At 63.4% G+C, this 21,672-nt stretch carries 19 protein-coding genes and 1 tRNA gene; 9 read left to right on the top strand and 11 right to left on the bottom strand.

What is annotated here, in order from left to right:
• Nucleotides 1–55 precede the first annotated feature (55 nt).
• The 5 genes from Q9Q95_RS06315 to Q9Q95_RS06335 all read right to left on the bottom strand — a co-directional run bounded on the left by Q9Q95_RS06315 (nucleotide 56) and on the right by Q9Q95_RS06335 (nucleotide 8,099).
• Entirely contained in the window at nucleotides 56–3,007 is a 2,952-nt protein-coding gene (locus tag Q9Q95_RS06315; RefSeq protein WP_306095021.1) for a valine--tRNA ligase, read from the bottom strand.
• Between the two features lie 84 nt (nucleotides 3,008–3,091).
• A complete protein-coding gene (locus tag Q9Q95_RS06320; RefSeq protein WP_306095023.1) occupies nucleotides 3,092–5,176 on the bottom strand; it encodes a S9 family peptidase in 2,085 nt (694 codons plus the stop codon).
• A gap of 127 nt (nucleotides 5,177–5,303) precedes the next feature.
• Entirely contained in the window at nucleotides 5,304–5,777 is a 474-nt protein-coding gene (locus Q9Q95_RS06325; protein ID WP_306095024.1) for a DUF2497 domain-containing protein, read from the bottom strand.
• Nucleotides 5,778–5,812: 35 nt separating this feature from the next.
• Nucleotides 5,813–7,399: a TolC family outer membrane protein gene (locus Q9Q95_RS06330; protein ID WP_306095026.1), complete on the bottom strand. Its 1,587-nt coding sequence runs from the start codon at nucleotides 7,397–7,399 to the stop codon at nucleotides 5,813–5,815.
• 16 nt (nucleotides 7,400–7,415) lie between these two features.
• Nucleotides 7,416–8,099 carry a protein-L-isoaspartate O-methyltransferase gene (locus tag Q9Q95_RS06335; RefSeq protein WP_306095562.1) on the bottom strand — a complete coding sequence of 228 codons (684 nt, stop codon included), beginning with the start codon at nucleotides 8,097–8,099 and terminating at the stop codon, nucleotides 7,416–7,418.
• A 162-nt stretch (nucleotides 8,100–8,261) separates the two neighbouring features.
• Here Q9Q95_RS06335 and Q9Q95_RS06340 point away from each other — a divergent pair.
• Nucleotides 8,262–8,335 (top strand) — tRNA-Cys (locus tag Q9Q95_RS06340).
• Between the two features lie 70 nt (nucleotides 8,336–8,405).
• Here the strand turns inward: Q9Q95_RS06340 and Q9Q95_RS06345 are convergent.
• The gene (locus tag Q9Q95_RS06345) at nucleotides 8,406–8,783 is read right to left on the bottom strand and encodes a glycine zipper 2TM domain-containing protein (RefSeq protein ID WP_306095028.1); all 378 of its coding nucleotides are present in this window, start codon (nucleotides 8,781–8,783) and stop codon (nucleotides 8,406–8,408) included.
• Nucleotides 8,784–9,005: 222 nt separating this feature from the next.
• On the opposite strand from Q9Q95_RS06345, the gene Q9Q95_RS06350 reads away from it, so the two are divergent.
• Together Q9Q95_RS06350 and Q9Q95_RS06355 are read left to right on the top strand one after the other, a co-directional pair.
• Nucleotides 9,006–9,224 (top strand): hypothetical protein, encoded by a 219-nt coding sequence (locus Q9Q95_RS06350; protein WP_306095030.1) that lies wholly within the window; start codon nucleotides 9,006–9,008, stop codon nucleotides 9,222–9,224.
• Between the two features lie 61 nt (nucleotides 9,225–9,285).
• On the top strand, nucleotides 9,286–9,561 hold the full coding sequence (locus Q9Q95_RS06355) for a hypothetical protein (RefSeq protein WP_306095031.1): 276 nt from the start codon (nucleotides 9,286–9,288) through the stop codon (nucleotides 9,559–9,561).
• Between the two features lie 39 nt (nucleotides 9,562–9,600).
• On the opposite strand, the gene Q9Q95_RS06360 is transcribed toward Q9Q95_RS06355, so the two are convergent.
• The 4 genes from Q9Q95_RS06360 to Q9Q95_RS06375 form a co-directional block, all read right to left on the bottom strand.
• Complete coding sequence (locus Q9Q95_RS06360; RefSeq protein WP_306095033.1) at nucleotides 9,601–10,395, bottom strand: SDR family oxidoreductase; 795 nt, start codon at nucleotides 10,393–10,395, stop codon at nucleotides 9,601–9,603.
• 97 nt (nucleotides 10,396–10,492) lie between these two features.
• Nucleotides 10,493–11,677 (bottom strand): zinc-dependent alcohol dehydrogenase, encoded by a 1,185-nt coding sequence (locus Q9Q95_RS06365; protein ID WP_306095035.1) that lies wholly within the window; start codon nucleotides 11,675–11,677, stop codon nucleotides 10,493–10,495.
• A 62-nt stretch (nucleotides 11,678–11,739) separates the two neighbouring features.
• Nucleotides 11,740–12,288: an SRPBCC family protein gene (locus Q9Q95_RS06370; protein WP_306095037.1), complete on the bottom strand. Its 549-nt coding sequence runs from the start codon at nucleotides 12,286–12,288 to the stop codon at nucleotides 11,740–11,742.
• Nucleotides 12,289–12,298: 10 nt separating this feature from the next.
• Nucleotides 12,299–12,454 (bottom strand): hypothetical protein, encoded by a 156-nt coding sequence (locus tag Q9Q95_RS06375; protein ID WP_306095039.1) that lies wholly within the window; start codon nucleotides 12,452–12,454, stop codon nucleotides 12,299–12,301.
• A gap of 309 nt (nucleotides 12,455–12,763) precedes the next feature.
• On the opposite strand from Q9Q95_RS06375, the gene cysS reads away from it, so the two are divergent.
• The 3 genes from cysS (at nucleotide 12,764) to Q9Q95_RS06390 (ending at nucleotide 15,673) form a co-directional block, all read left to right on the top strand.
• Nucleotides 12,764–14,191, top strand: coding sequence for a cysteine--tRNA ligase (gene cysS / locus Q9Q95_RS06380; protein WP_306095041.1), 1,428 nt, complete (start codon nucleotides 12,764–12,766; stop codon nucleotides 14,189–14,191).
• Nucleotides 14,192–14,288: 97 nt separating this feature from the next.
• Complete coding sequence (locus Q9Q95_RS06385; RefSeq protein ID WP_306095043.1) at nucleotides 14,289–14,741, top strand: TM2 domain-containing protein; 453 nt, start codon at nucleotides 14,289–14,291, stop codon at nucleotides 14,739–14,741.
• A complete protein-coding gene (locus tag Q9Q95_RS06390; RefSeq protein WP_306095044.1) occupies nucleotides 14,738–15,673 on the top strand; it encodes an NAD(P)-dependent oxidoreductase in 936 nt (311 codons plus the stop codon). Before Q9Q95_RS06385 ends, Q9Q95_RS06390 begins: the two co-directional genes overlap by 4 nt.
• Here Q9Q95_RS06390 and Q9Q95_RS06395 read toward each other — a convergent pair.
• The gene (locus Q9Q95_RS06395; RefSeq protein ID WP_306095046.1) at nucleotides 15,667–15,996 is read right to left on the bottom strand and encodes a hypothetical protein; all 330 of its coding nucleotides are present in this window, start codon (nucleotides 15,994–15,996) and stop codon (nucleotides 15,667–15,669) included. The two genes, Q9Q95_RS06390 and Q9Q95_RS06395, sit on opposite strands and share 7 nt — an antisense overlap.
• A gap of 115 nt (nucleotides 15,997–16,111) precedes the next feature.
• On the opposite strand from Q9Q95_RS06395, the gene Q9Q95_RS06400 reads away from it, so the two are divergent.
• From Q9Q95_RS06400 to Q9Q95_RS06410, 3 genes are all read left to right on the top strand, one after another.
• A complete protein-coding gene (locus tag Q9Q95_RS06400; protein ID WP_306095049.1) occupies nucleotides 16,112–17,701 on the top strand; it encodes a class II 3-deoxy-7-phosphoheptulonate synthase in 1,590 nt (529 codons plus the stop codon).
• Between the two features lie 68 nt (nucleotides 17,702–17,769).
• Complete coding sequence (locus Q9Q95_RS06405) at nucleotides 17,770–21,039, top strand: SIR2 family protein (RefSeq protein WP_306095051.1); 3,270 nt, start codon at nucleotides 17,770–17,772, stop codon at nucleotides 21,037–21,039.
• 137 nt (nucleotides 21,040–21,176) lie between these two features.
• The gene (locus tag Q9Q95_RS06410) at nucleotides 21,177–21,629 is read left to right on the top strand and encodes a hypothetical protein (protein ID WP_306095052.1); all 453 of its coding nucleotides are present in this window, start codon (nucleotides 21,177–21,179) and stop codon (nucleotides 21,627–21,629) included.
• Nucleotides 21,630–21,672 lie beyond the last annotated feature (43 nt).

The following is a 21,672-nucleotide window of genomic DNA, read 5'->3' on the forward strand; positions in this document are numbered from 1 at the left end:
CGGGCAGCGGGCGCGCCGTTTGCGGCGACGTCCCGGCCTTCGCCGGGATGACGGATTACCCCAGCCGCGCCAGCGCTGCCGCCAGCCGCTCGGCTTCGGCCGCCTTCTCGGCATGATCGGCACGGGCTTTCTCGACCGCCTCGGGCTTGGCCCGCTCGACGAAGCTCGGATTGCCGAGGCGCCCCGCGAGCCCATCGCGCTCCTTCTCGGCCGCCGCGATCGCCTTGCTCAGCCGCGTGCGCTCGGCTTCGAGGTCGACCACGCCACCGAGCGGAAGGACGAACGTCGCCTCCTCGACCACCACCTGCAGCGCACCACCCTCGAACGTCTCTTCCTGTCCGAAATCGACTCGGGCAAGCCGGGCGATGACCTGACGCTGTCTGACGAGCCGGTCGCCCGTTTCGCTCGATTGATCGCGAACATAAAGCGGCAGGCGCGCAGCCGGCGGCACGTTGAGTTCGGTGCGCGCAGCACGAATTTCGCTCACCAGCCTGATCAGCCAGTCGATCTCCCTTGCCGCTTCCGGATCGAGTGCCTGCGCATCCGTCACCGGCCAGTCCGCGACGATGAGCTCGCGCTTGCGCGCACCCATTTTCGACCAGAGTTCCTCAGTGATGAAGGGCATGAAGGGGTGGAGCATGATCAGGATCTGGTCGAGCACCCATCCCGCAACCTGCCGTGTTTCAATCGCATTCGCGGTGGGTTCCGCTTTGTCGACGTCCACGTCGAACTGCAGCACCGGCTTGATCAGCTCGAGATACCAGTCGCAGAAGCGGCTCCAGGTGAATTGGTAGATCGTGTTCGCCGCCTCGTCGAAGCGCAGATCGGCGAGCGCGAGGTCGAGTGCCTGCACCGTCGCGATCGTCTCGGCGATGATCCAGCGATTTACCGCGAGATCGGCTGCGGGTGCGTGCGGCGTGGTCGATGCCCCGATTCCGTTCGACTGGGCGAAGCGCGCTGCGTTCCACAGCTTGGTCGCAAAGTTGCGATAACCCTCGATCCGGCGCTCATCCATCTTGATGTCGCGGCCCTGGCTCTCCATCGCCGCCATGAAGAAGCGCAGGGCGTCGGCGCCGTACCGGTCGATCAGCCCGAGCGGATTGACGACATTGCCCTTGGACTTGGACATCTTCTGCCCGTCCGCGGCGCGGACCAGACCGTGGAGATAGAGGGTCTTGAACGGCACTTCCTTCATGAAGTGCAGGCCCTGCATCATCATCCGCGCATCCCAGAAGAACAGGATGTCGAACCCCGAGATCAGCACGTCATTGGGATAGCGGCCGCCCAAAAGTCCTCTCCCCTCCGGGGAGTGGGTTGGGAGAGGGGCGGTGCCGGCAGCGGGAGCTTCTGCCCCTCTCCCGACCTCGCCTCGGCCACCCTCTCCCCGAAGGGGAGAGGGAATTTCGTCCGGCCAGCCCATCGTCGCGAATGGCCACAGCGCCGAGGAGAACCAGGTGTCGAGTACGTCGGTATCACGCCAGAGGAATATTCTATCGGCATGCAGATCCCGGCTGTCGTTGCTCTCAGCGGCCTCTTGAAAGCTTCCTTCCTCGACGATCATCGTCGGATCGCATCCATATGTTTCAGCCGCCTGACCCTGGATATCCTCCCAGGTCTCGCCAACGAATATCTCGAATGGAGCGTCCGCCTCGAAATAGCTCAGCCCTGCGCCGCGTTTCGCTGGCCCGAACCACGCCGGAATCCGGTGCCCCCACCAGAGCTGGCGGCTCACGCACCACGGCTGGATGTTCTCCATCCAGTTGAAATAGGTTTTTTCCCAGCTCTTCGGGACGATCCGGGTCGCGCCCGAGCGCACCGCCTCGATCGCCGGCTTCGCCAAGGTCGCGGCATCGACATACCATTGGTCGGTCAGCCACGGCTCGATCACTACGTTCGAACGGTCGCCATAGGGCGTCTGGATCGTCCGGGGCTCGGAATCATGTTCCGCGCCTTCCTTGTCGACATAAGGCACGAGGAAACCTTCGGCCTTGAGCCGTTCGACCACCAGTTTGCGCGCCTCGAACCGGTCGAGCCCGAGCAATTCCTCGGGGATCAGCCCGTCGCTGGTCTGGGTGATCCGCGCTTTGGCGTCGAGCATGTTGAGCATGTCGCGCGCCTCGATCCCGGCGCGGCGGCCGACCTCGAAATCGTTGAAATCGTGGCCTGGGGTGATCTTGACCGCGCCCGAGCCGAGTTCGGGATCGGCATGCTCGTCGGGGATGATCGGGATCAGCCGCCCGGTGATCGGCAGCCGCACTTGTCTGCCGACCAGAGCCGCATAGCGTTCGTCGCCGGGATGCACCGCCACCGCCATATCGGCGAGCATCGTCTCGGGCCGCGTCGTCGCGACCTGAATGAACCCGCTATTATCCTCGAGCGGATAGCGCAGATGCCAGAAATTGCCTTTCACTTCGACCGTCTCGACTTCGAGGTCCGAGATCGCCGTGCCAAGGCCCGGATCCCAGTTCACCAGGCGCTTGTCGCGATAGATGAGGCTCGAACCATCCGGCTTCCTGGTGTTGTAGAGCTCGACGAACACCTTGAGGACGGCCTTCGAGAACCCCTCGTCCATCGTGAAGCGCTCGTTGGCCCAGTCCATCGAGCAGCCGAGCCGGCGGAGCTGCTGCGTGATCTCGCCGCCGCTCTCTTCCTTCCACTCCCACACCTTCGCGACGAATTCCTCGCGGGTGAAGTCGGTGCGCTTCTGCTGCTTCGCGTTGAGCTGACGTTCGACCACCATCTGGGTCGCGATGCCGGCATGATCGGTGCCGACCACCCAGCGCGCATCCTTGCCCTTCAAGCGCGCGTGGCGGACCAGCACGTCCTGCAGCGTGTTGTCGAGCGCATGGCCGATATGCAGGCTGCCGGTGACGTTGGGCGGCGGATTGACCAAGGTCCACGGATCGGCTCCCGGCCGCTCGGGGGCGAACAGGCCCTTTTCCTCCCAATGGCTGTACCAGCGGGATTCGATTTCGGCGGGGTCGAAGGTCTTGGGAAGCTCGGTCATGCGCGGGCTTTAGCGAGGTGTGCAGTCGATGCACAACCCATGCCGCATTCGCTTCCCTCCCGCTTGCGGGAGGGGAATGGAGCATCACTCGCAGACCGGCTTGTCGCACCCTTTCGCTACGAACCCGTCGCGGCCGCCCGTATAATTCCCCAGCCATCCCAGCACCTCGCCATACCATTGCATGCTGTTCTTCGGCTTGAGCACCCAGTGATTCTCGTCGGGGAAGACCAGCAGCTTCGACGGGATCTCGCGCCGCTGGAGCGCAGTGAACGCCGCCAGCCCCTGGGTATAGGGGATGCGGAAATCCTTCTCGCTGGTGATCACCAGCTGCGGGGTCTTCCACGCCGTAACATGGTTGACCGGGTTCCATTTCTCGAACGCCTCGGGTGCTTCGAAATAGGCCTTTCCGCCATGCTCCCACTCGTCGAACCACAGTTCCTCGGTCTCATAGGCCATCGCCCGCGCGTCGAACACGCCGTCATGCTGGACGATGCACTTGAACCGGTCGGGCCATTTGCCCTCGATCCAGTTCATCATATAGCCGCCATACGAGGCGCCTAGCGCGCAGGCATTGCCGCCGTCGAGCCATGCGAACCTGTCGGTCGCCGCGGCGAGGCCCTTTTGCAGATCCTCGAGCGGCCAGCCGCCCCAATTGTCGCGGATCGCGTCGGTAAACGCCTGGCCGTAGCCGGTCGACCCGTGGAAATCGACCGACACCACCGCATAGCCCGCTCCCGCGAACACGGCCGGGTTCCAGCGATACGACCAGCTATTGTTGCTCGATCCCTGCGGCCCGCCATGGACGATGAACGCCACCGGCGCCTTGGCGCCTTCAGCCAGCGATGCCGGACGCACCGCATAGCCCCAGACCTTGTCGTTGTTCGCCCCGGGGAAGCTGAACCGCTCGACTTTGGGCAAGTCGATCCCGGCGAGCTTGTCCGCATTGACCGAGGTCAGGCGCGACACCCTCTTGCCCGACAGGCGATAGAAATCGTCAGGCGCGGTCAGGCTGTTCATGCTGAACACCACGCCGCTTTTGGTCGGCACCACCGCCGAGACCACGCCTTCCTGCGTCAGCCGCGTCACCTTGCCGCTCTTCGCATCGACGCTGAAGATCGGCTCTTCCTGCGTGTCCTGCGCGGTGACGTAGAGCGTCTTGCCGTCCGCCGCCCAGGCGATCGAGGCAACCGAGCGGTCCCAGCTTTCGGTCAGCGCGCGCACCTGTCCGCTCGCCAGATCGCGCAGCATCAGCACCTGCCGGTCGGCTTCGTAGGTCGGCCGCTTCATCGCGAAATAGGCCAGCCACTTGCCGTCGGGAGATACGGTGGGGAGATTGTCGGTCCCGTCATTGTCGGCGGTGAGGTTGACCGGCGGCGCCGATCCGTCGGCGGGCGCCGCGAAGATGTCGAGATTGGTCGAGCTCGCCTCGATCCGTCCCGCCTCGCGCAAGGCAAAATAGACGGTCTTGCCGTCGGGGCTCCAGCTCAGTTCCTCGCCGCCGCCGAACGGCTTCGACGGGGTGTCGCCGATCAATTGCCCGCCGATCGCCACGCCGTTGCCGGTCGCGCCGCCCGGCCCGAACGGCAATACGAACAATTGCGAGCGGTCGCCATTCGCCCAGGTGTCCCAATGCCGCACGAACAATTGGTCATAGACACGGCCCGAGCCGGCATTGGCGTCCTTCTTGACCATCGCCGGCTCGAGGCCCGGCGCGCCTGGCTTGCGATCGGCCCAGACCAGCATCTTGTCGCCGGTCGGCGCGACCTTGAAGCCGCTGAACCCGCCGGGAATATGGGTCAGCTGGGTCGGCGTGCCGCCAGCGATGGGCACGCCCCAAACCGCGTCCTCCCCGCCCTTGTCCGACTGGAAATAGACCGTCGCGCCATCGGCCGAGAATTGCGGCGCGAGTTCGTTGACTTCGGCCTCGGCGACGAGCTTCTCGGGGGTCGCGCCCTTCTTGCCCAGATCGAGCCGCCACAGATCGTAGCGCCCGCGATTGGCGGCGAGATCGGTCTCGCGCTGCTGCCAGACCAGCCATTTGCCGTCGGGCGACACCGCGGGGCCGCCCACCCGCGACAGCGCGGCGACGTCCTGAATGGTGAGATCACGCGCGGCAACGGGCGCAGCGGCGGAAGCGAGCGCGACGCCCGCGAGCAGGAGATGCTTCATGGCGGGAGATAAGCAGATGGTCGCGATCGTTACAATCGTCCAAAACCGTCACACGGCGAAAGCCGGGGTCTCATGCGGCACGCGAACGGCCTGCGGCCCGAGATCCCGGCATTCGCCGGACGACGGATCAATTCCGTCCGGTGATCCGGGTGATCTCGCGCGCGACCATCGCTTCGACGATCTGCGGCAGGTTCGCGTCGAGCCAGTCGCGCAGCATCGGCTTGAGCAGTTCGCGGACCATGCCCTCGAGCGTGTCCGATCCGGCCACTTCGGGCTTCACCACGATCCGCGAAAGCGCCTCGAGCGGTCCCCGGGTCGCCTCGACGGCGCGTTCGGACAGAATCGGCTCCGTGCGGGGCGCCTCGACCGGCGGCGCGACCTGCGCCTCGGGTTCCTCGACCTGATCGCGCAGTTCGAGAACGGCCTCTTCCTCGGGATCCTCACTCTCGACTCGCGGCGCCCGGGCAGGCGCAGTGGGCGCCGGCGCGGGGCGGCTGCGACGGGTACGCGAAGCCACCGCCGCATCGCCTTCCTCGGCGATGATGCGTTTGATGGAGGAGAGAATCTCCTCCATCGACGGCTCGGTACTGATATCCCCCATCGCCGGCACGTCTCCTGTGGCTGACTCTGGTTAAATCAGGGATTTCGGGGCGTTGTGTCAACCGATCGCTGCAACAAAGGATCCAGCTGCCCCGGCGGCACCGTCGCGCCCTGTGCCGGCGTGCCGGTCGTCGAGGTGCTGGTGCCGGTCGGCGCGGGGTCGTCGGACCAGTCGCCCCAGCGGCCGCGGACGCGCTCGTAATTGGCCGCCGGGTCGTAGAGCGGCCCGCCGTCGAGACCGAGATCCTTGGCCTCGGCACGGCCCATCGCCGCGAGCAGCGAGAAGCCGGCGACATAGGCGTCGCGCTCGGCGGTGACGTAGTTCACCTGCGAATTGAGCAATTCCTGCTCGGCGTTGAGGATATCGAGAATGGTGCGCGTGCCGACGCTGTTCTCGGCGCGGACGCCCTCGAGGCTGAGCCGGTTGGCCTCGACCGCGACGCGGGTCGACTCGATCACGCGGAGCGCGCTCTGGTACGAAGCGAAGCTCGAACGCGCCTGCGCGATCACGCCGCGCTCGGTCAGCGTGACCTGCTCGATCGCCGCGCCTTGCCGCGCCTGGGCCTGGCGGACCTGCGCCGCGGGGCGCCCGCCCTGGAAGAGCGGAACGGTCAGCTGCGCGCCGAGGGTGGTGGCGATCCCGTCGCCCTGCAGTCCCTGCGCGCGTGCCTGCGAGCCCACCGATCCGAGATAATTGTAATAGTCGCCGCCGACGCCGATGCTCACCTGCGGCAGGCGGCCGGCACGCGCGACGCTGACGTCGTAGCGCGAGGCGTCGCGGGCGAGCTGCGCCGCCTCGAGAAACGGATTGTTGGCCAATGCGGTCTGCTCGGCGGTCACCACATCGTCGGGCAGATTGGGCAAAGCCGGCGGCGCGGCGAGCACGCCCGGCGGCGTGCCGATCACGCGGATGTAATTCTCGCGGCTGCCGATCAGCCGCGCCTCGGCGGTGCGCAGCTGACTCTGCGCCAGGGCGAGTCGCGCTTCGGACTGGGCGACGTCGGTGCGGGTCAGATCGCCGACTTCGAAGCGGTCGCGCGTCGCCTGGAGGTTGACCTCGAGCACGCGGGTATTCTGCTGGTTGAGCCGGACGATCGCCTCGTCGCGCAGCACGTCGACATAGGCCGTGGTCGCCTGGGTGAAGATGTCCGATTCGGCGCCGCGCAGATTGGCCTGCCCCGCCTCGACCCGGGTCTCCGCCGCGCGCACCGAATTGCGCACCGCGCCGCCGCTGAACACCGGAACCGACAGATCGAGCCCGAGCCGCCCGGTCCGGGTCGGCCCGAAGGTCGCGTCGCTGTCGTAGAGCCCGTTGCTGAACGATCCGGTCGAATTGACTCCCGGAAGCCCGCGCGAACGCGCGATCGGGACATTCTCGTCATTGGCGCGCTGATTGGCGCGCTCGCCGGCGAGGTCCGGATTGGTGTTGTACGCCTGGACCAATGCGTCGCGCAGCGTCGTGGTCGGCTGCGCCGCGGGTGCCAATGCCGGCGTCGCGGTCGGCGGCGCCGTCTGGACCGTCACCGGGGTCGACGTGCCGGTGCGCGTCGTCACGGTCTGTGCGCCGGCAGGCATGGCGAGTGCAGTCAGGCTCGCGCCCAGCAGCAGAGTGGTCAGTCGCATTCAGTGTCTTCTTTTTTCAGAAAGTGAAGGTCCGTAGGCGTCGGAAACCTGGCAATTCGGTACATTCCACGTCGATGAAGTCGATCAGGCCGAAACCCCCTTCGGTGCGGCGGCCGGCAGCGAGCCGGGTCACCCCGCGGTCGACCACGCCGGAGAGCACGCGCCCGCCGGGCCTGACCTGCGCGACCAGAGCCTCGGGAAGCTGCTCGACCGCGCCGTCGACGATCATCAGGTCGTACGGCGCGCCCGCTGCCCAGCCGGCGTTGAGCGGGCCCTGCACGACTTCGGCCTTGCCCTCACCGGCCAGCGCCTTGCGCGCGATCGCGACCAGCGAATCCTCCTCCTCGAGCGCGACCACCGACTTCGCCAGCAGCGCCAGCAGCGCCGCGGCATAGCCGCCGGCGGCGCCGACCAGCAGAACATGGTCCTCGGGCCGCACATGCGCCTCGGTCAACAGCAGTCCGGTCGCGAGCGGCGAATTGTGGCGCCGCCCGCCGGCGAGCGGCAGCAGCGTGTCGCGATAGGCGAGCCCGCGATGCTCGGGCGGCAGGAAATCTTCGCGCCGCACCCGGGCCATCGCCTCGACCACGCGCGGATCATTGACTGCGTTGGTGCGCAGCTGGCTCGCGACCATCGCATGGCGCATCGCTTCGAAGCGGCTGGCTTCGACGGGCGCAGGATCGACCTGAAGGGTCATCATCACTCCGGCTTTCTTGCACAGCCGTATTAGCTGCGCAATACACTTGTTGAACGTTGCCGTGCTTCTATCGCGCTGCAGCGTCGCCGCCAAGCGAAGCCGGGCTCATTTTGAAACTATGTTGACATGACGCCACCCCTCGCGCATCTCGCCGCCTCGCTTCGGGGCCCGATGGCGGAGTGGTGACGCAGAGGACTGCAAATCCTTGCACCCGGGTTCGATTCCCGGTCGGGCCTCCAGCGTTTCCAGACAGACATGCAAAAGGCGCCCGCTTCGCAGCGGACGCCCTTGCTTCGGTTTCAGCGCCGGTTAGCGGCGACGGCTGCGGCAATCGCCGCCGTCGACTTCGCGGCCGAGCAGGGCACCCGCGCCCGCGCCGATGATCGTGCCGGTAGTGCTGCGGCCCCGATACGAGCTGCCGCGGCCGATCTCGCCGCCCAGCAGGCCGCCGGCGACTGCGCCGAGAATCGTGCCGGTGGTGCCGCTCGAGCAGCGGCGATACCCGCGGTTGCGATAGCCGCGATAGCCCCGACGATAGTCGCGGCGATCCTCGCGATAGCCGCGGTCGCCGCGATAGTCGCGCTCGTAATAACCGCGGCCATAATCCTGCGCGGCGGCGGGAGTGGCAGCCATTCCGCCGAGGGTGACGGTCGCGGCGAGCGCGGCAGTGAACAGGGACTTGATCATTTCATCCTCCTTCGGGGGCTTTGCTTGCCTCCACATGCCGACTCTTCTGCCACGCCGCAGATGGGGCGAGCCTGAATGCCTCCGTTAGCCAAGGTTCATCCGCTGTGGTTTTTGCGTCACTCGTCGGCAGGAATACACGCCTCGTCGCGACCGTTTCGAGCCGCAGGCGGAACAACCCATCGGCGTGGCGGGTTTTCGCATGGGATCAGAGGGAGACGTCGCATGTACGATTTCGGCCTCCGTCAGGCGCTGTCGGGCTATCGCATCGCGTATCGGCCGCAGGAAACGAATCACTGCCCCGGCTGCGGCAAGTCGCATTGGATGATCGGGCGACTCACTGCCGAATGCGCCTTTTGCGGCACGGCCTTGCCGCTGATCGCGGGGGGCGCATCGGGCAACGGCGTGATGCGTCCGCGCCCCGCGGCGCCGCTCGCCGCCTAGGCAGGAACGCGGCCTCGGCGGCAAGCGTTGCACTTCGCGATACCGCGACAGGAGCAACTCGATGACCGATATTTCCGTTACCTCGCCCGTCGAGCGAATCGCCCGCGTGATCGCGGCCGAAGCGCTGAGCATCAATGGCGAAGGGCGCGACGCGAGCGCCGGCGGGGCGGTCGACGCGGTCTGGGAGCAGGAAATCCCGCGCGCGACGGCGATCCTGCGCACCCTGCGCGAACCGACTCCCGAAATGGTCGAGGCCGGCCGCGCCGCGGGCAGCGATCCCGCGGAAATGTGGAACGCGATGGTCCGCGCCGCGATCGGCCACGAAGAAACGGTCTGAATAATTCCTCCCCGAGCTTGTCTCGGGGAGGAGCAAGTTTCACATTCCGCCCTTGCTCTCGCCCTCGTCATTGGGCTTGGCCATCGCGGTGTGCATCTTCGCGTTGATCGTGTCCGGGGTGATATGGCTCAGCGCCGCCTGAAGCTTGTTGACGAACCCCGAAACCACATGCGGCTTCTTGCCGGTCATCGCATCCCAGCCGTCCTGCGCCACTTTGGCCGGATCGGCCTTGTCCGATTCGCCCACCGGCGTGTCGAGCATGCCCGCCCGGCGGAAGAATTCGGTCTCGGTCGGTCCCGGCATCAGCACGGTGACATTGACCTGCGTATCCTTCAATTCCTCGCGTAGCGCATAAGACAGGCTGTCGAGATAGGCCTTGGTGGCGTTATACACTGCCTGCCACGCCCCGGGGATCAGCCCTGCGATCGATCCGGTGATCAGCACATTGCCCGAATCGCGCGCGACCATCTGCCGGAGCGCTTTTTGGAGCAGATAGGTCGTGCCGGTGACGTTGGTGTCGATCACCCGTCGCCAGTCGGCGACGTCCTGCGCGAGAAAGCCGTGGCCCAGCCCGAGCCCGGCGTTCGCCACCAGCACATCGATCGGCCGCCCGGCCGCAGCCGCGAGCAGCCGGTCATTGCCCTCGAAGGTCGACAGGTCGGCCTCGATCGCCTCGACAGCGACGCCGAACCCGTTCAGTTCGCCCGCGGCGGCGTCGATCGCCGGCTCGTCGGCGGCGAGAATCAAATCATAGCCCTCGCGCGCCGCGATCTTCGCGATTTCCTTGCCGATGCCGGTCGAGGCCCCGGTGATCACTGCCAGTCTGTTCGCCATTGTCTCCACTCCATCCAATCCGTGGCCCCGGCGAGCACCGGGATCTCGTGCGCATGGTTCCTTCGCCTGAGGTCCCGGCTTTCGCCGGGATGGCGGCCTAGGCCGCGACCATGCCCGGCTTGAGCACCACCTTGGTGCAGCTATCCTGCTCGTCCTTGAACATCTTGTAGCCCTGGGGTGCCTGTTCGAGCGGCAGCCGGTGGCTGATCAGGAAAGTGGTATCGAGCTCGCCCTTGCCGATCATCTCGAGCAATTGCGGCAGATATTTCTGGACATGAGTCTGCCCGGTGCGGATCTGCAGCCCCTTCTCCATCATCGCCCCGGCGGGGAATTTGTCGACGAACCCGCCATAGACGCCGGGGATCGACACCCGCCCGCCCTTGCGGCACGCGACGATCGCCTGGCGCAACGCATGGGGGCGATCGGTGCCGAGAAAGGTCGAGGCCTTGATCTGGTCGACGACATTGTCGGCGAAGAAGCCATGCGCCTCGAGCCCGACCGCGTCGATCACCGCGTCCGGCCCGATTCCGCCGGTCAGCTCCATCAGCGCCTCATAGGTGTCGGTCTGCTCGTAATTGACCGTCAGCGCGCCGAACTTCTTCGCGAGTTCGAGCCGGTGCGGGAAATGGTCGATCGCGATCACCCGGTGCGCGCCCATCTTGAACGCCGATTGCACCGCGAACAGCCCGACCGGGCCGCAGCCCCACACCGCCACCGTGTCGCCCGGCTCGATCTGGGCATTCTCCGCCGCCATCCAGCCGGTGGGCAGGATGTCCGAGAGGAACAACACGTCGTCATCGGGCATCCCGTCAGGGATCACGATCGGGCCCACGTCGGAAAACGGCACCCGGACATATTCGGCCTGCCCGCCCGGATAGCCGCCGGTCAGATGGGTATAGCCGAACAGGCCCGACATCGGCTCGCCGTACAATTCCATCCCGAGATCCTGGTTCTCGGCCGGATTGCCGTTGTCGCAGGCGGAGAATTGCTGCTTCGAGCAATGGAAGCACGATCCGCACGAGATCGTGAACGGAACGACGACGCGCTGCCCTTTCTTCAAGGTCGATTTCGGCCCGACATCGACGACTTCGCCCATGAATTCATGCCCGAGAATGTCGCCCTTTTGCAGCGTCGGGATATAGGCGTCGTAAAGGTGGAGGTCCGATCCGCAGATCGCTGTCGAGGTGATCTTGATGATCGCGTCGCGCGGATTGAGCAGTTCCGGGTCGGGAACGGTCTCCATCCGCACGTCGTGCTTGCCGTGCCAGGTGAGTGCGCGCATTTCGAATTTTCCTTCAGATCAGGGTCCGCTCCCCGTTCGCCCTGAGCGCGAACGGGGCGTTGTCAGGAATGCGGTTCGCGATTGGGCGGCGTGGTCGTGGCGATCTCGCCGGTTTCCATCAGCTGTTTGAACCGCCGCAGGTCGCGCCGCGATGAAGTCTGCGGCTCCTTCTGGGTCAGCGTGGCGATCGCCTTGCCGATGAACCCGGCGGGCGGGTCATAGGCCAGCACCGCGCGGACATGGGTGCCGTGCCCCGGAGGACCGTCGCGGAATTCCACCCGGCCGCTATTCTTGACCTCGCCTTGCGCTTCCCACGCGATCAATTCGCCTGGGCGGTCCTCGGTCACCACCGAATCCCATTCGTAATTCCCGTTCGGTCCCTTGACCGTCCAGTGCGACCGCGTCGCGTCGGCGGCGTCGACCGAGACGATATTCTCCATGAAGGTCGCGAGGTTCGCGAAGTCCCGCCAATATGCGTAGAGTTCCTCGCGCGGTCGCATGATCGTAACCGTATGGCCCCATACCGTGCCTTCGCCGCCCTGCGCCTCGCTGGTCTGCACGTCACTGTCTTTCGAGACATAAGACGGCGCATCGTCGCGTACATCGCTCATCTGCGTCTCCTCAATTTTGCTCGTGGCGGCCGGGATAATCTTCCGGCTCGGCCTTGCCCTGGTTTTTGACTGCCTGGCGGCCCTCATTCTGCAGCGCAGGGTCGGAGCCGGGCTCGAGTTTCGAGCCCTCGTCCTTGGCGCCGCCTTCGGAAAGATCCTTCGACATGCTTGCTCTCCCCGGAAAGCGGCTCACACCGCTATCCGACTGATCTGGATCAGTTTTTACAGGCTTCCGCGGGAAGGCGGATGCTTCGGGTGGTTAACCCCCGGCGGCAAAGGGCGTTCCCGCCATCTGCGGGCAGACCCATGAAACAAACCTTCACCCCGGCCTTGTGCCGGGGTCCACCAGGAGGATGCGGGAGAGACAAGCGCCTCCAGCCTTTTCCTTTCGAGGCGCAGTGGACCCCGGCACTGCGGCCGGGGTGACAAGGCAGAGCGGGATGACGGCGCGGGATGGAGCCGCTATGGCCGCGCCATGTCCGCCTCCCTCACCCTCTACAATTCGCTGACTCGCAGTCTCGAGCCCTTCGCGCCGCTCGATCCCGCCAAGGGCGTCCGCGTCTATTCCTGCGGCCCGACGGTCTATAATTACGCCCATCTCGGAAACTTGCGCGCTTATGTCTTCACCGACACGCTGAGCCGCGTGCTGACGTGGAAGGGCTATGCCCTCACCCATGTCATCAACATCACCGATGTCGGCCATCTGACCAGCGACGCCGATGCCGGCGACGACAAGATGGAGGCCGCCGCGCGCGCCCAGGCGAAGAGCATCTGGGACGTGGCCGCGCATTATACCGCGGCGTTCAAGCAGAACATCTCCGATCTCAACATCCGTCAGCCCTCGCGCTGGTCGGTCGCTACCGATCACATCGCGGAGATGCTCGATTTCGCGAAGCGGATTGCGCCGCAGCATTGCTACGAACTCGACACCGGCCTCTATTTCGACACCAGCACCGTTCGGGATTACGGGCGCCTCGCCGGCACGCAGGACGATGTCCGCGAAGGCCGGATCGACCCGGTCGCCGGCAAGCGTCACCCGCAGGACTTCGCGATCTGGCGCAAATCGCCCCAAGGCGAGCAGCGCCAGATGGAATGGGACTCGCCCTGGGGCAAGGGCGCGCCCGGCTGGCATCTCGAATGCTCGGTGATGAGCCTCAAATATCTCGGCGCGCCGTTCGACATCCACACCGGCGGGGTCGACCATCGCGAGATCCACCACCCCAACGAGATCGCCCAGAACCAGGCTTGGTGCGGCTGCAACGACACGGGTGCGCGTTTCTGGATGCACAACAACTTTCTCGTCGACCGCGGCGCCAAGATGTCCAAGTCGAAGGGCGGCTTTACCACGCTCCAGTCGCTGATCGACGCCGGCGTCCATCCCCTCGCCTATCGCCTGCTCTGCCTCCAGGCGCACTACCGCAGCGAGCTCGAGTTCAGTGCCGAGAACCTCGCCGCCGCCCTCACCCGGCTCAAGCGACTGATAATGGCGGTGACCGCGCTCGAGGCGAAGGCCGAGGGCGAAGGCACCGCGGTCGCCCTCTGGCTCGAGCGTCTCGACGAAGCCGTCTCGGACGATCTCGGCACCCCGAGGGCGCTTCCCATTCTCGACGAGCTGCTCGCCGACAAGAAGCTCTCGCCAGCCGATCGTCTCGCCACATTGGTGGCATTCGACGAAGTGCTCGGCCTCAATCTGCGCATCCTCACCCGCGAGGCGCTGCGCCTCCGTCCCGCCAACGCCACGCTCACCGCCGAGCAGATCGGCGACCGTCTCGTCGAGCGCCAGCAGGCCCGTCTGGTCAAGGACTTCCGGCGCTCCGACACGATCCGCGACGAACTCGCCGCCGGGGGGGTAGAGGTGATGGACGGCGACCCCCTCGGGTGGGACTGGAAGCCGGCTCTCTAAACTCCTCCCCGAGCGAGCTCGGGGAGGAATTTGTCCCTCCACCCCTTGCCTCCCCACCCCCGCTTCCGCCAAAAAGCGCGCAACACGGGAGGCACGAATGCGGGGACAGGTACTGGGCGTCGATCGCACCAGCGGCGAGGGCCAGATTTCGGGCGAGGACGGCCAGCGCTACAGCTTCCGGCCCGACGACTGGAGCGGCGAAAAGGGTCCGGCTGTGGGCGCGCGTGTCGATTTCGCGACCGAGGGCGCCCGCGCGCTCCGGATCTTCCGTCTGCCCGATTCGGATACCGTCGCGGTCGCGCATCGCCCGCCGGCATCGAGCGACCGCAACAAATATGTCGCGGCGTTGCTCGCCTTCTTCCTCGGCACGCTCGGCATCCATCGCTTCTATCTCGGCCGCAACGGGTCGGCAGTGCTGATGATCGTCCTGACGATCACCGTGGTCGGGATCCTCGTCACCAGCATCTGGGCGTTCATCGACACCGTCCGCTATCTGATCATGTCCGACGCCGAGTTCGAGCACCGCTACGCCCGCCACTATCCGCGATGAAGATCGTCCTCCCCGCGCTGGCCCGCCCGCTGGTCGAGGCGCATCTGCCCGCGGGACTCGACCTGCACTGGTTCGCCAGCCTCGACGAAGCGATCGCAATGGTCGCCGATGCCGATATCGGCTGGGTCGACAATAATGGTCCCGCCAATTGGGCGCGCGCGGTCGCCGCGGGGCGGAAGCTGCAATGGCTCTCGACGATCTATGCCGGGCTCGATCCGCTCGACAAGGACCAGCTCCGCGCCCGCGGCACCCGCGTCACCAACGGCAGCGGCGTCAACGCCCACACCGTCGCCGAATATGCGGTGATGGGGGCCTTGGTCGCCGCCAAGCGCTACGATCAGGTCGTCCGCATCGCCGAGACCCGCGAATGGCCGTTCGACGCGCCCGGCAAGCTCGAATTGTTCGAGAGCAATGCCCTCGTCATCGGCTATGGCACGATCGGCCGGCTGATCGGCGAGCGCCTCGCCGGCTTCGGCGTGACCGTCACCGGCGTCACCCGCACCGGCGCGCCCGGCACGATCGCGCCCGATGCGTGGCGCGACCGCCTGGGCGAATTCGACTGGACCTTCCTCGCCGCCCCCGCCACCGACGCGAGCCGCGCGATGATCGGCGAGGCCGAATTGCGCGCGATGAAGCCCTCGGCGTGGATCATCAATGTCGGCCGCGGCGAGCTGATCGATCAGGACGCATTGATCGAAGCAGTGACGAGGCGCCGCATCGCCGGCGCGTTCCTCGACACCGTCGCGCCCGAGCCGCTTCCGCCCGAGCATCCGCTGTGGACCACCCCCAACATCTTGTTGTCGATGCACCTCTCGGGCCGCAGCCAGACCCGGATGTTCGTCCGTGCCGCCGGGCTCTTCGTGCGCAACCTCCACGCTTTCCTCGCCGGCGAACCGCTCGAGAACGAAGTCGATCTCGCCGCGGGCTACTGACCGGCAGGAGGCGCCACCGCGAACAGCCGGTCCCAGAACGCGTCGTTCAGCAGATATTCCATCGTCTTGCCGTCGCTCTGGTCGTCGGGGCAGCCCGCCTGATAGGCGAAGGTTCGCGCCGCCATCTCGTCGCACACTTCGCGTGCGAAATCGGGCCCGAGCCGCCGGGTCAGCACTACCAGCATCGCCCGTGCCGCCTCCGAGCCGAACAGCGAGCGCGGATCGGGGACATAGTCATGATCGCTGGCCTCGTCGCCCTCCGCGTCGGCGACATACTCATTGTCGAGTTCCGCCTCCCGATCGATATTGTGCACGCCGTCCATGAGGCGGTCTCCTTCACCGCATCAACGCGAAGACTGCCTTATTCGCTCCTTTACCCCATCCGGGTAAAATTCCCGCTTGCCAAGATTTACCCAGCGGGGGTAAGGCGCTTGCATCATGACCACGCTCGCCGGTTCCAAAATCCGCCGCTTCCGCGAGGAACGCGCCCTTTCCCGCGCCGCTTTCGGCGCCTGGTTCGACACGCCCGGCTCGACCGTGCAGGGCTGGGAGGAGGACGGCAAGCGCGCCTCGCCGGCGACGCTCAATCAGATCGCCGCCAACGGCATCGCCCATCATCAGGACTGGTACGTCCATGTCCGCAATCTGGAGCAGACCATGGGCTGGACCCCCGACAGCTGGAGCCAGGCCGAGGCCCGCCAGCTCCCCAATTACCCCGACAAGGCCGCGCTCGACGCCGCGACCGGCCAGCTCGCCAGCTTTCCCCCGCTGGTCTTCGCCGGCGAGGCGCGCGAGCTCACCACCGAGCTCGCCAAGGTGTCGCGCGGCGAGGCCTTCCTGCTCCAGGGCGGCGACTGCGCCGAGAGCTTCGCCGAGTTCCACCCCAACAACATCCGCGACACCTTCCGCGTCATCCTCCAGATGGCGGTGGTCCTCACCTTCGCGTCGAAGCTGCCGACGGTGAAGCTCGGCCGCATGGCCGGCCAGTTCGCCAAGCCGCGCAGCGCCGATGACGAGACGATCGACGGAGTCACCCTCCCCTCCTATCGCGGCGACAACGTCAACGACATTGCGTTCACGCCCGAGGGGCGTCGGCCCGATCCGCAGCGCATGGTCCAGGGCTACAGCCAGTCCGCCGCGACGCTCAACCTGCTGCGCGCCTTCGCCACCGGCGGCTATGCCAATCTCCATCAGGTCCACAAATGGACGCTCGACTTCATGGGCCGCAGCCCGTGGTCGAAGAAGTTCGCCGACGTCGCCGACCGCATCGGCGAATCGCTCGATTTCATGGAGGCGTGCGGGATCAACCCCGACACCGTCCCCCAATTGAAGGGCACCCAATTCTACACCAGCCACGAAGCGCTTTTGCTCCCTTATGAGCAGGCGCTCACCCGGCAGGACAGCCTCACCGGCGACTGGTACGATACCAGCGCGCATTTCCTGTGGATCGGCGACCGCACCCGCTTCGAGGGCAGCGCGCATGTCGAGTTCCTCCGCGGCATCGGCAATCCGATCGGGATGAAGTGCGGCCCCAGCCTCGAGCCCGACGCCCTCCTGCGCCTGCTCGACACGCTCAACCCGTCGCGCGTCCCCGGCCGCATGACGCTGATCACCCGCTACGGCCACGACAAGATCGAGAAGGGCCTCCCCGCCTTGGTCCGCGCGGTCAAGCGCGAGGGCCATCCGGTGGTGTGGAGCTGCGACCCGATGCACGGCAACGTCGTCAAGGCCGCCAACGGCTACAAGACCCGCCCCTTCGAGCGCATCCTCGCCGAAGTCCGCGGCTTCTTCGCCGTCCACCGCGCCGAAGGCACCTTCGCCGGCGGCATCCACGCAGAGATGACGGGACAAAACGTCACCGAATGCACCGGCGGCGCGATCGCCGTCACCGAGCAGTCGCTGGCGGACCGCTACCACACGCATTGCGACCCGCGGCTGAATGCGGGGCAGAGTTTGGAGCTGGCGTTCCTGCTGGCGGAGATGCTGAATGCGGAGATGGCTGAGCGAAGGAAGGCGGCTATTAATTAATCGTGACAGACTTGCATAAATGACCGCCTCATTGAACGATACTGCTTTGGCAGGGGATGGAGGATGCGTTGGGGTTCGATTTGATAAGGCAAGCAGCCGAATCAGGCGATCTAGTTATTATAGCCGGGGCCGGAGTCAGTATCGGCCTTACCAACGCCACAAAGCCAGCTCCGCCATGGAGGCAGTTGATATCAAATTGTTTAGAATACGCTCACGCGCGTGGAGAAATATCGGATCAACAACTATCTCGCTGGCGTCAAACCCTAGATTCAGACGACATTGATGATCTTATAAGTACTGCAGAATTTGCGGGACGGAAGCTCGGCTCTCCAGACGGCATATTATACGCGAGATGGCTTCAAGAGTCTTTTGAAAGTCTAAGATCAAGCGACAACGAACTGTCCAAGGCAATAAAAAGCCTACACAATAGTGGGGTTCAAATTTGCACAACAAACTATGACAATTTAATCGAACAAGCTACAGATACATCATCTATAACATGCAAAGATAGATCCGAAGCATTATCGTGGTTCAGGAAGAATAATAAAAGCATATTACATTTGCATGGTGTTTGGAATAGACCGCCATCTTGTATATTGGGCGTTAGGGATTATGAAGTAGCAATTCAAGAAGGATTTCGCAGAATTCTTCAGCAGGGATTAGCGTCATTTAAAACGCTACTGTTTGTAGGATGTGGCGACACAATATCTGACCCGAATTTTTCAGCACTTGTCCGCTGGGCGAAAGAAGTTCTTCACGCCTCTGGCCAGACGCACTACGCACTTACCCGCGATATCGAGGTGACAGCTCGATTGCGAGACCCAACATGGCATGGCTTCATAGAGCCCATCTCGTTCGGTGCCGCGTTCGATCAGCTAGGTGCGTTTCTCCAATCCCTCGCACCGAGTGCACAAATCCGCCAAGCTCCCGCCGCCGCTTCAGCCAAAAGCCATGACAGCATCCTAAAACACTATCGCGAGTTCCTTCTCAAAGATTGTGGCCAGATGTCCATCGAAGGGATTAAAACTGATTTCGACACGGCCCAAGGAAAATTTCATTTAGAGCGCCTGTTCGTGCCGCTGGAGGTGGCTCGCATCCCTCCCGATTTTCCACAGTCGGATCCAGATCGAGAAGAAAAACTCGCGCAATGGCTTCGTAAGCACGGCAACAGTCGATCCTTCGGTTCAATACTCCGAGATGAAAGACATATAGCCTTACTCGCCCTCCCCGGCGGAGGAAAGACGCTCTTACTAAAGCGTCTCGCCGTCGCTTATGCCGATCCAACGCGGAGGACCGATAGCAACGACGCGCTTCCCAAACTAGACGTCATTCCCCTGATGATAAGGTGTCGAGAATGGCGCGAACATATCCGGAAACCTCTAGAAACGATATTAAAAAATATGGATATCGTGACTGGAAAGTCAGATTTTTCTCAACTTTATGATGCGATATTGCCGCACCTTCGAACAGGAAACGTTCTTGTATTAATAGATGGCTTGGACGAGATCCACGATGATGGCGACCGGCAAACGTTTGTAGAAAATCTAGAGAAATTCGTCGACGAATTCCCTAACATTCGCACCATAACAACCAGTCGCGAGGCGGGATTTTCTCTTGTTGCGCCAAATATATCTCGTTTCTGTTCACGGTGGCGGATCGAGCCGCTGAGCGAAGGATCTATTAGATTGCTGGTGGAGTACTGGCAATTACTAATGGGCGGAGAAGATCCAGATTCGGCGCGTGAAGCGAAAGACATATGGGAGACCTTGCGTGACAGTGCGCCGCTTAGCCGATTAGCAGAAAACCCTTTACTGCTCACGATGCTCCTAGTTGTAAAGAACAGCGCAGGGAGACTTCCAGTCAATAGAGTGAATCTCTATGAGCGAGCCGTCGAAGTATTGTTAGACACTTGGAACATAAAGGGTCACAAATCTCTTGATATAAAGGAATCTATTCCACAATTATCTTGTGTAGCGTTCGAAATGCTCGTTCAAGGAAAGCAGACTGCTACTAAGAAGGAGATTTTATCTATATTAGATAGCGCTAGAGATAATGTTTCTCAAATTAAGCGATATGCGAAAGATACTCCCGCAGAGTTTCTCAAGAGGGTAGAAATCCGTTCCAGCTTATTGGTAGAAGCTGGGCACTCTCTTGAAGATGGAAGAATAGTTCCATTCTATCAATTCAGGCATTTGACATTCCAAGAATATCTGGCGGCCGTAGCTGCGGCGGAGGGAAATTTCCTTGAGTACAAGCAAGGGGATTCCGTACTGATCCCGCTTGCGCCTTTTTTGTCGTCCGAGAGATGGAAAGAGGTAATACCGATGGCTGCCGTCTTGTCCCGAAAGCAGGCGGAGCCGCTAGTCGCAGCATTAGTTGATATCGGAAGTAATCTGCTCGCTACCGCTCAGGACGAGTCAGGTGATCTTACTATGGATTCCGAGACCCTGCCTGACTCAATAGGGAAGATTTTTCAATGCCTATTTGAGGAAGCGGAATGCTCTAGCGAAACACTAGTGAGTGCTCTTCAATTGATAGCATTATCTGCGCGTGGTGCTCATGGGGCGGAAAATTGGCGGGCCTTTGTTCGTGGGCCTTACGGCGCAGAGTTGTTGCATCAATCATGGCTGACATTCGATAGTCAGGGAGGTATTAATAAATACGTCCTACGCAACACCCTATCTAACTTTGCCGCGCTTCGAAAGGATGTCGAATCTTGGCTCGATGAGGCCAACGTATCTCAAATTAGATTGGATCTTCACAGCAATTCTGAAGAACTTATCACTATCGCAGCATCGACCATTTGCGGTATTTATAGTTCAGAAACAGCGGATGAGGCGATAGATGTTACGGAAAGACTCTGGCACGACCTCCAAATAGCGGCACTTAGCAAAAATCCGGCTACCTGCGAGGTAATTTCTTGGGTATTTGCGTTATATGGTTATTGGAGCAACCATGAAGGTGGACGTCGCACTACGCAGGTTTCTGTCGCAGTTTTAGACCGAATGTTGCATGGGTGGCTAGTTAGGTCTTCGAGGGGCGAATTGAAATCAATACTTAGTTTTGCAATTTTCGAATCCGCTCCTCTTGATCGTGCATCATGGCAGCCAATGATCACCTTAGATCAGCTCTCAAAGCTTGGCGAGCTGGCCGATAACAATGACGAACCTGAATTTGATAGATATGATACTGCAGCCTTCCTTTGGTTATCTTACCTGACGCGGCACTTGCCGGATGCTCACATAAGGTCAAGGTTAGATCAAATCTCCTCGGTCGATGAAGTTAGAATCGCGGAGATGTTAGCTGTCTTATGTAATGCTAGCGAAAAAGAGGTATGAGCGGGTTAGCCCTCAGCGGACGCAGAAATCGCTTTCCTACAATCCCCCACGTATGCAATGTTCCGCATATGTTCCAAACTGCCGACTCGCCCCCGCAAGAGGCTTCCGCCCCTCTCCTCCGCTTCACCCCCCACCCCATGCCACCGCGCGCCGGCGGGTGGTCGGCTGAGCGGCAGATTGCGTTCGTCGACTGCCTGCGGCGCATCGGCGTGGTCGCCGCGGCGGCGCGGTCGGTGGGGATGACCGCAAGCGCCGCCTATCAGCTGCGCAAGCGCGCCGGGCCCGGCAGCGGCTTTGCCCGCGCATGGGATCAGGCGCTCGACGAGGCGCAGTGCGAGGCGATCGATGCGGCGCGCGCCCTCGGCTACGGCCCGATCCGCGAGCCGATGTTTCGCGCCGGGCGGCAAATCGGCTGGCGCGAGCGCTATGACAACCGGCTGCTCTATGCCGCGCTGCGCGCGCTCGACGGCGCCTCGAGGCGGTTCGAGCGGAGATATCATGCCGATCCGGCCGAAGTGCTGGCCGCAGTCCTGCGCAACGAAGTTACGCCGACACGCAACAACATTGCCGATTCACCGTGCAAACCGTGAAATTGTCCCGCCCAAATCCTACAAGCCACGCCGCGCCGCCGGA

The sequence above is a fragment of the Sphingomonas sp. DG1-23 genome (assembly GCF_030730875.1).
Lineage (GTDB): Bacteria > Pseudomonadota > Alphaproteobacteria > Sphingomonadales > Sphingomonadaceae > Sphingomonas.

Coding starts and splice junctions, on each gene's coding strand:
- Q9Q95_RS06315 (WP_306095021.1), bottom strand. CDS start 3,007: ATGACCGAGCTTCCCAAGACCTTCGACCCCGCCGAAATCGAATCCCGC.
- Q9Q95_RS06320 (WP_306095023.1), bottom strand. CDS start 5,176: ATGAAGCATCTCCTGCTCGCGGGCGTCGCGCTCGCTTCCGCCGCTGCG.
- Q9Q95_RS06325 (WP_306095024.1), bottom strand. CDS start 5,777: ATGGGGGATATCAGTACCGAGCCGTCGATGGAGGAGATTCTCTCCTCC.
- Q9Q95_RS06330 (WP_306095026.1), bottom strand. CDS start 7,399: ATGCGACTGACCACTCTGCTGCTGGGCGCGAGCCTGACTGCACTCGCC.
- Q9Q95_RS06335 (WP_306095562.1), bottom strand. CDS start 8,099: ATGATGACCCTTCAGGTCGATCCTGCGCCCGTCGAAGCCAGCCGCTTC.
- Q9Q95_RS06345 (WP_306095028.1), bottom strand. CDS start 8,783: ATGATCAAGTCCCTGTTCACTGCCGCGCTCGCCGCGACCGTCACCCTC.
- Q9Q95_RS06350 (WP_306095030.1), top strand. CDS start 9,006: ATGTACGATTTCGGCCTCCGTCAGGCGCTGTCGGGCTATCGCATCGCG.
- Q9Q95_RS06355 (WP_306095031.1), top strand. CDS start 9,286: ATGACCGATATTTCCGTTACCTCGCCCGTCGAGCGAATCGCCCGCGTG.
- Q9Q95_RS06360 (WP_306095033.1), bottom strand. CDS start 10,395: ATGGCGAACAGACTGGCAGTGATCACCGGGGCCTCGACCGGCATCGGC.
- Q9Q95_RS06365 (WP_306095035.1), bottom strand. CDS start 11,677: ATGCGCGCACTCACCTGGCACGGCAAGCACGACGTGCGGATGGAGACC.
- Q9Q95_RS06370 (WP_306095037.1), bottom strand. CDS start 12,288: ATGAGCGATGTACGCGACGATGCGCCGTCTTATGTCTCGAAAGACAGT.
- Q9Q95_RS06375 (WP_306095039.1), bottom strand. CDS start 12,454: ATGTCGAAGGATCTTTCCGAAGGCGGCGCCAAGGACGAGGGCTCGAAA.
- cysS (WP_306095041.1), top strand. CDS start 12,764: ATGTCCGCCTCCCTCACCCTCTACAATTCGCTGACTCGCAGTCTCGAG.
- Q9Q95_RS06385 (WP_306095043.1), top strand. CDS start 14,289: ATGCGGGGACAGGTACTGGGCGTCGATCGCACCAGCGGCGAGGGCCAG.
- Q9Q95_RS06390 (WP_306095044.1), top strand. CDS start 14,738: ATGAAGATCGTCCTCCCCGCGCTGGCCCGCCCGCTGGTCGAGGCGCAT.
- Q9Q95_RS06395 (WP_306095046.1), bottom strand. CDS start 15,996: ATGGACGGCGTGCACAATATCGATCGGGAGGCGGAACTCGACAATGAG.
- Q9Q95_RS06400 (WP_306095049.1), top strand. CDS start 16,112: ATGACCACGCTCGCCGGTTCCAAAATCCGCCGCTTCCGCGAGGAACGC.
- Q9Q95_RS06410 (WP_306095052.1), top strand. CDS start 21,177: ATGCCACCGCGCGCCGGCGGGTGGTCGGCTGAGCGGCAGATTGCGTTC.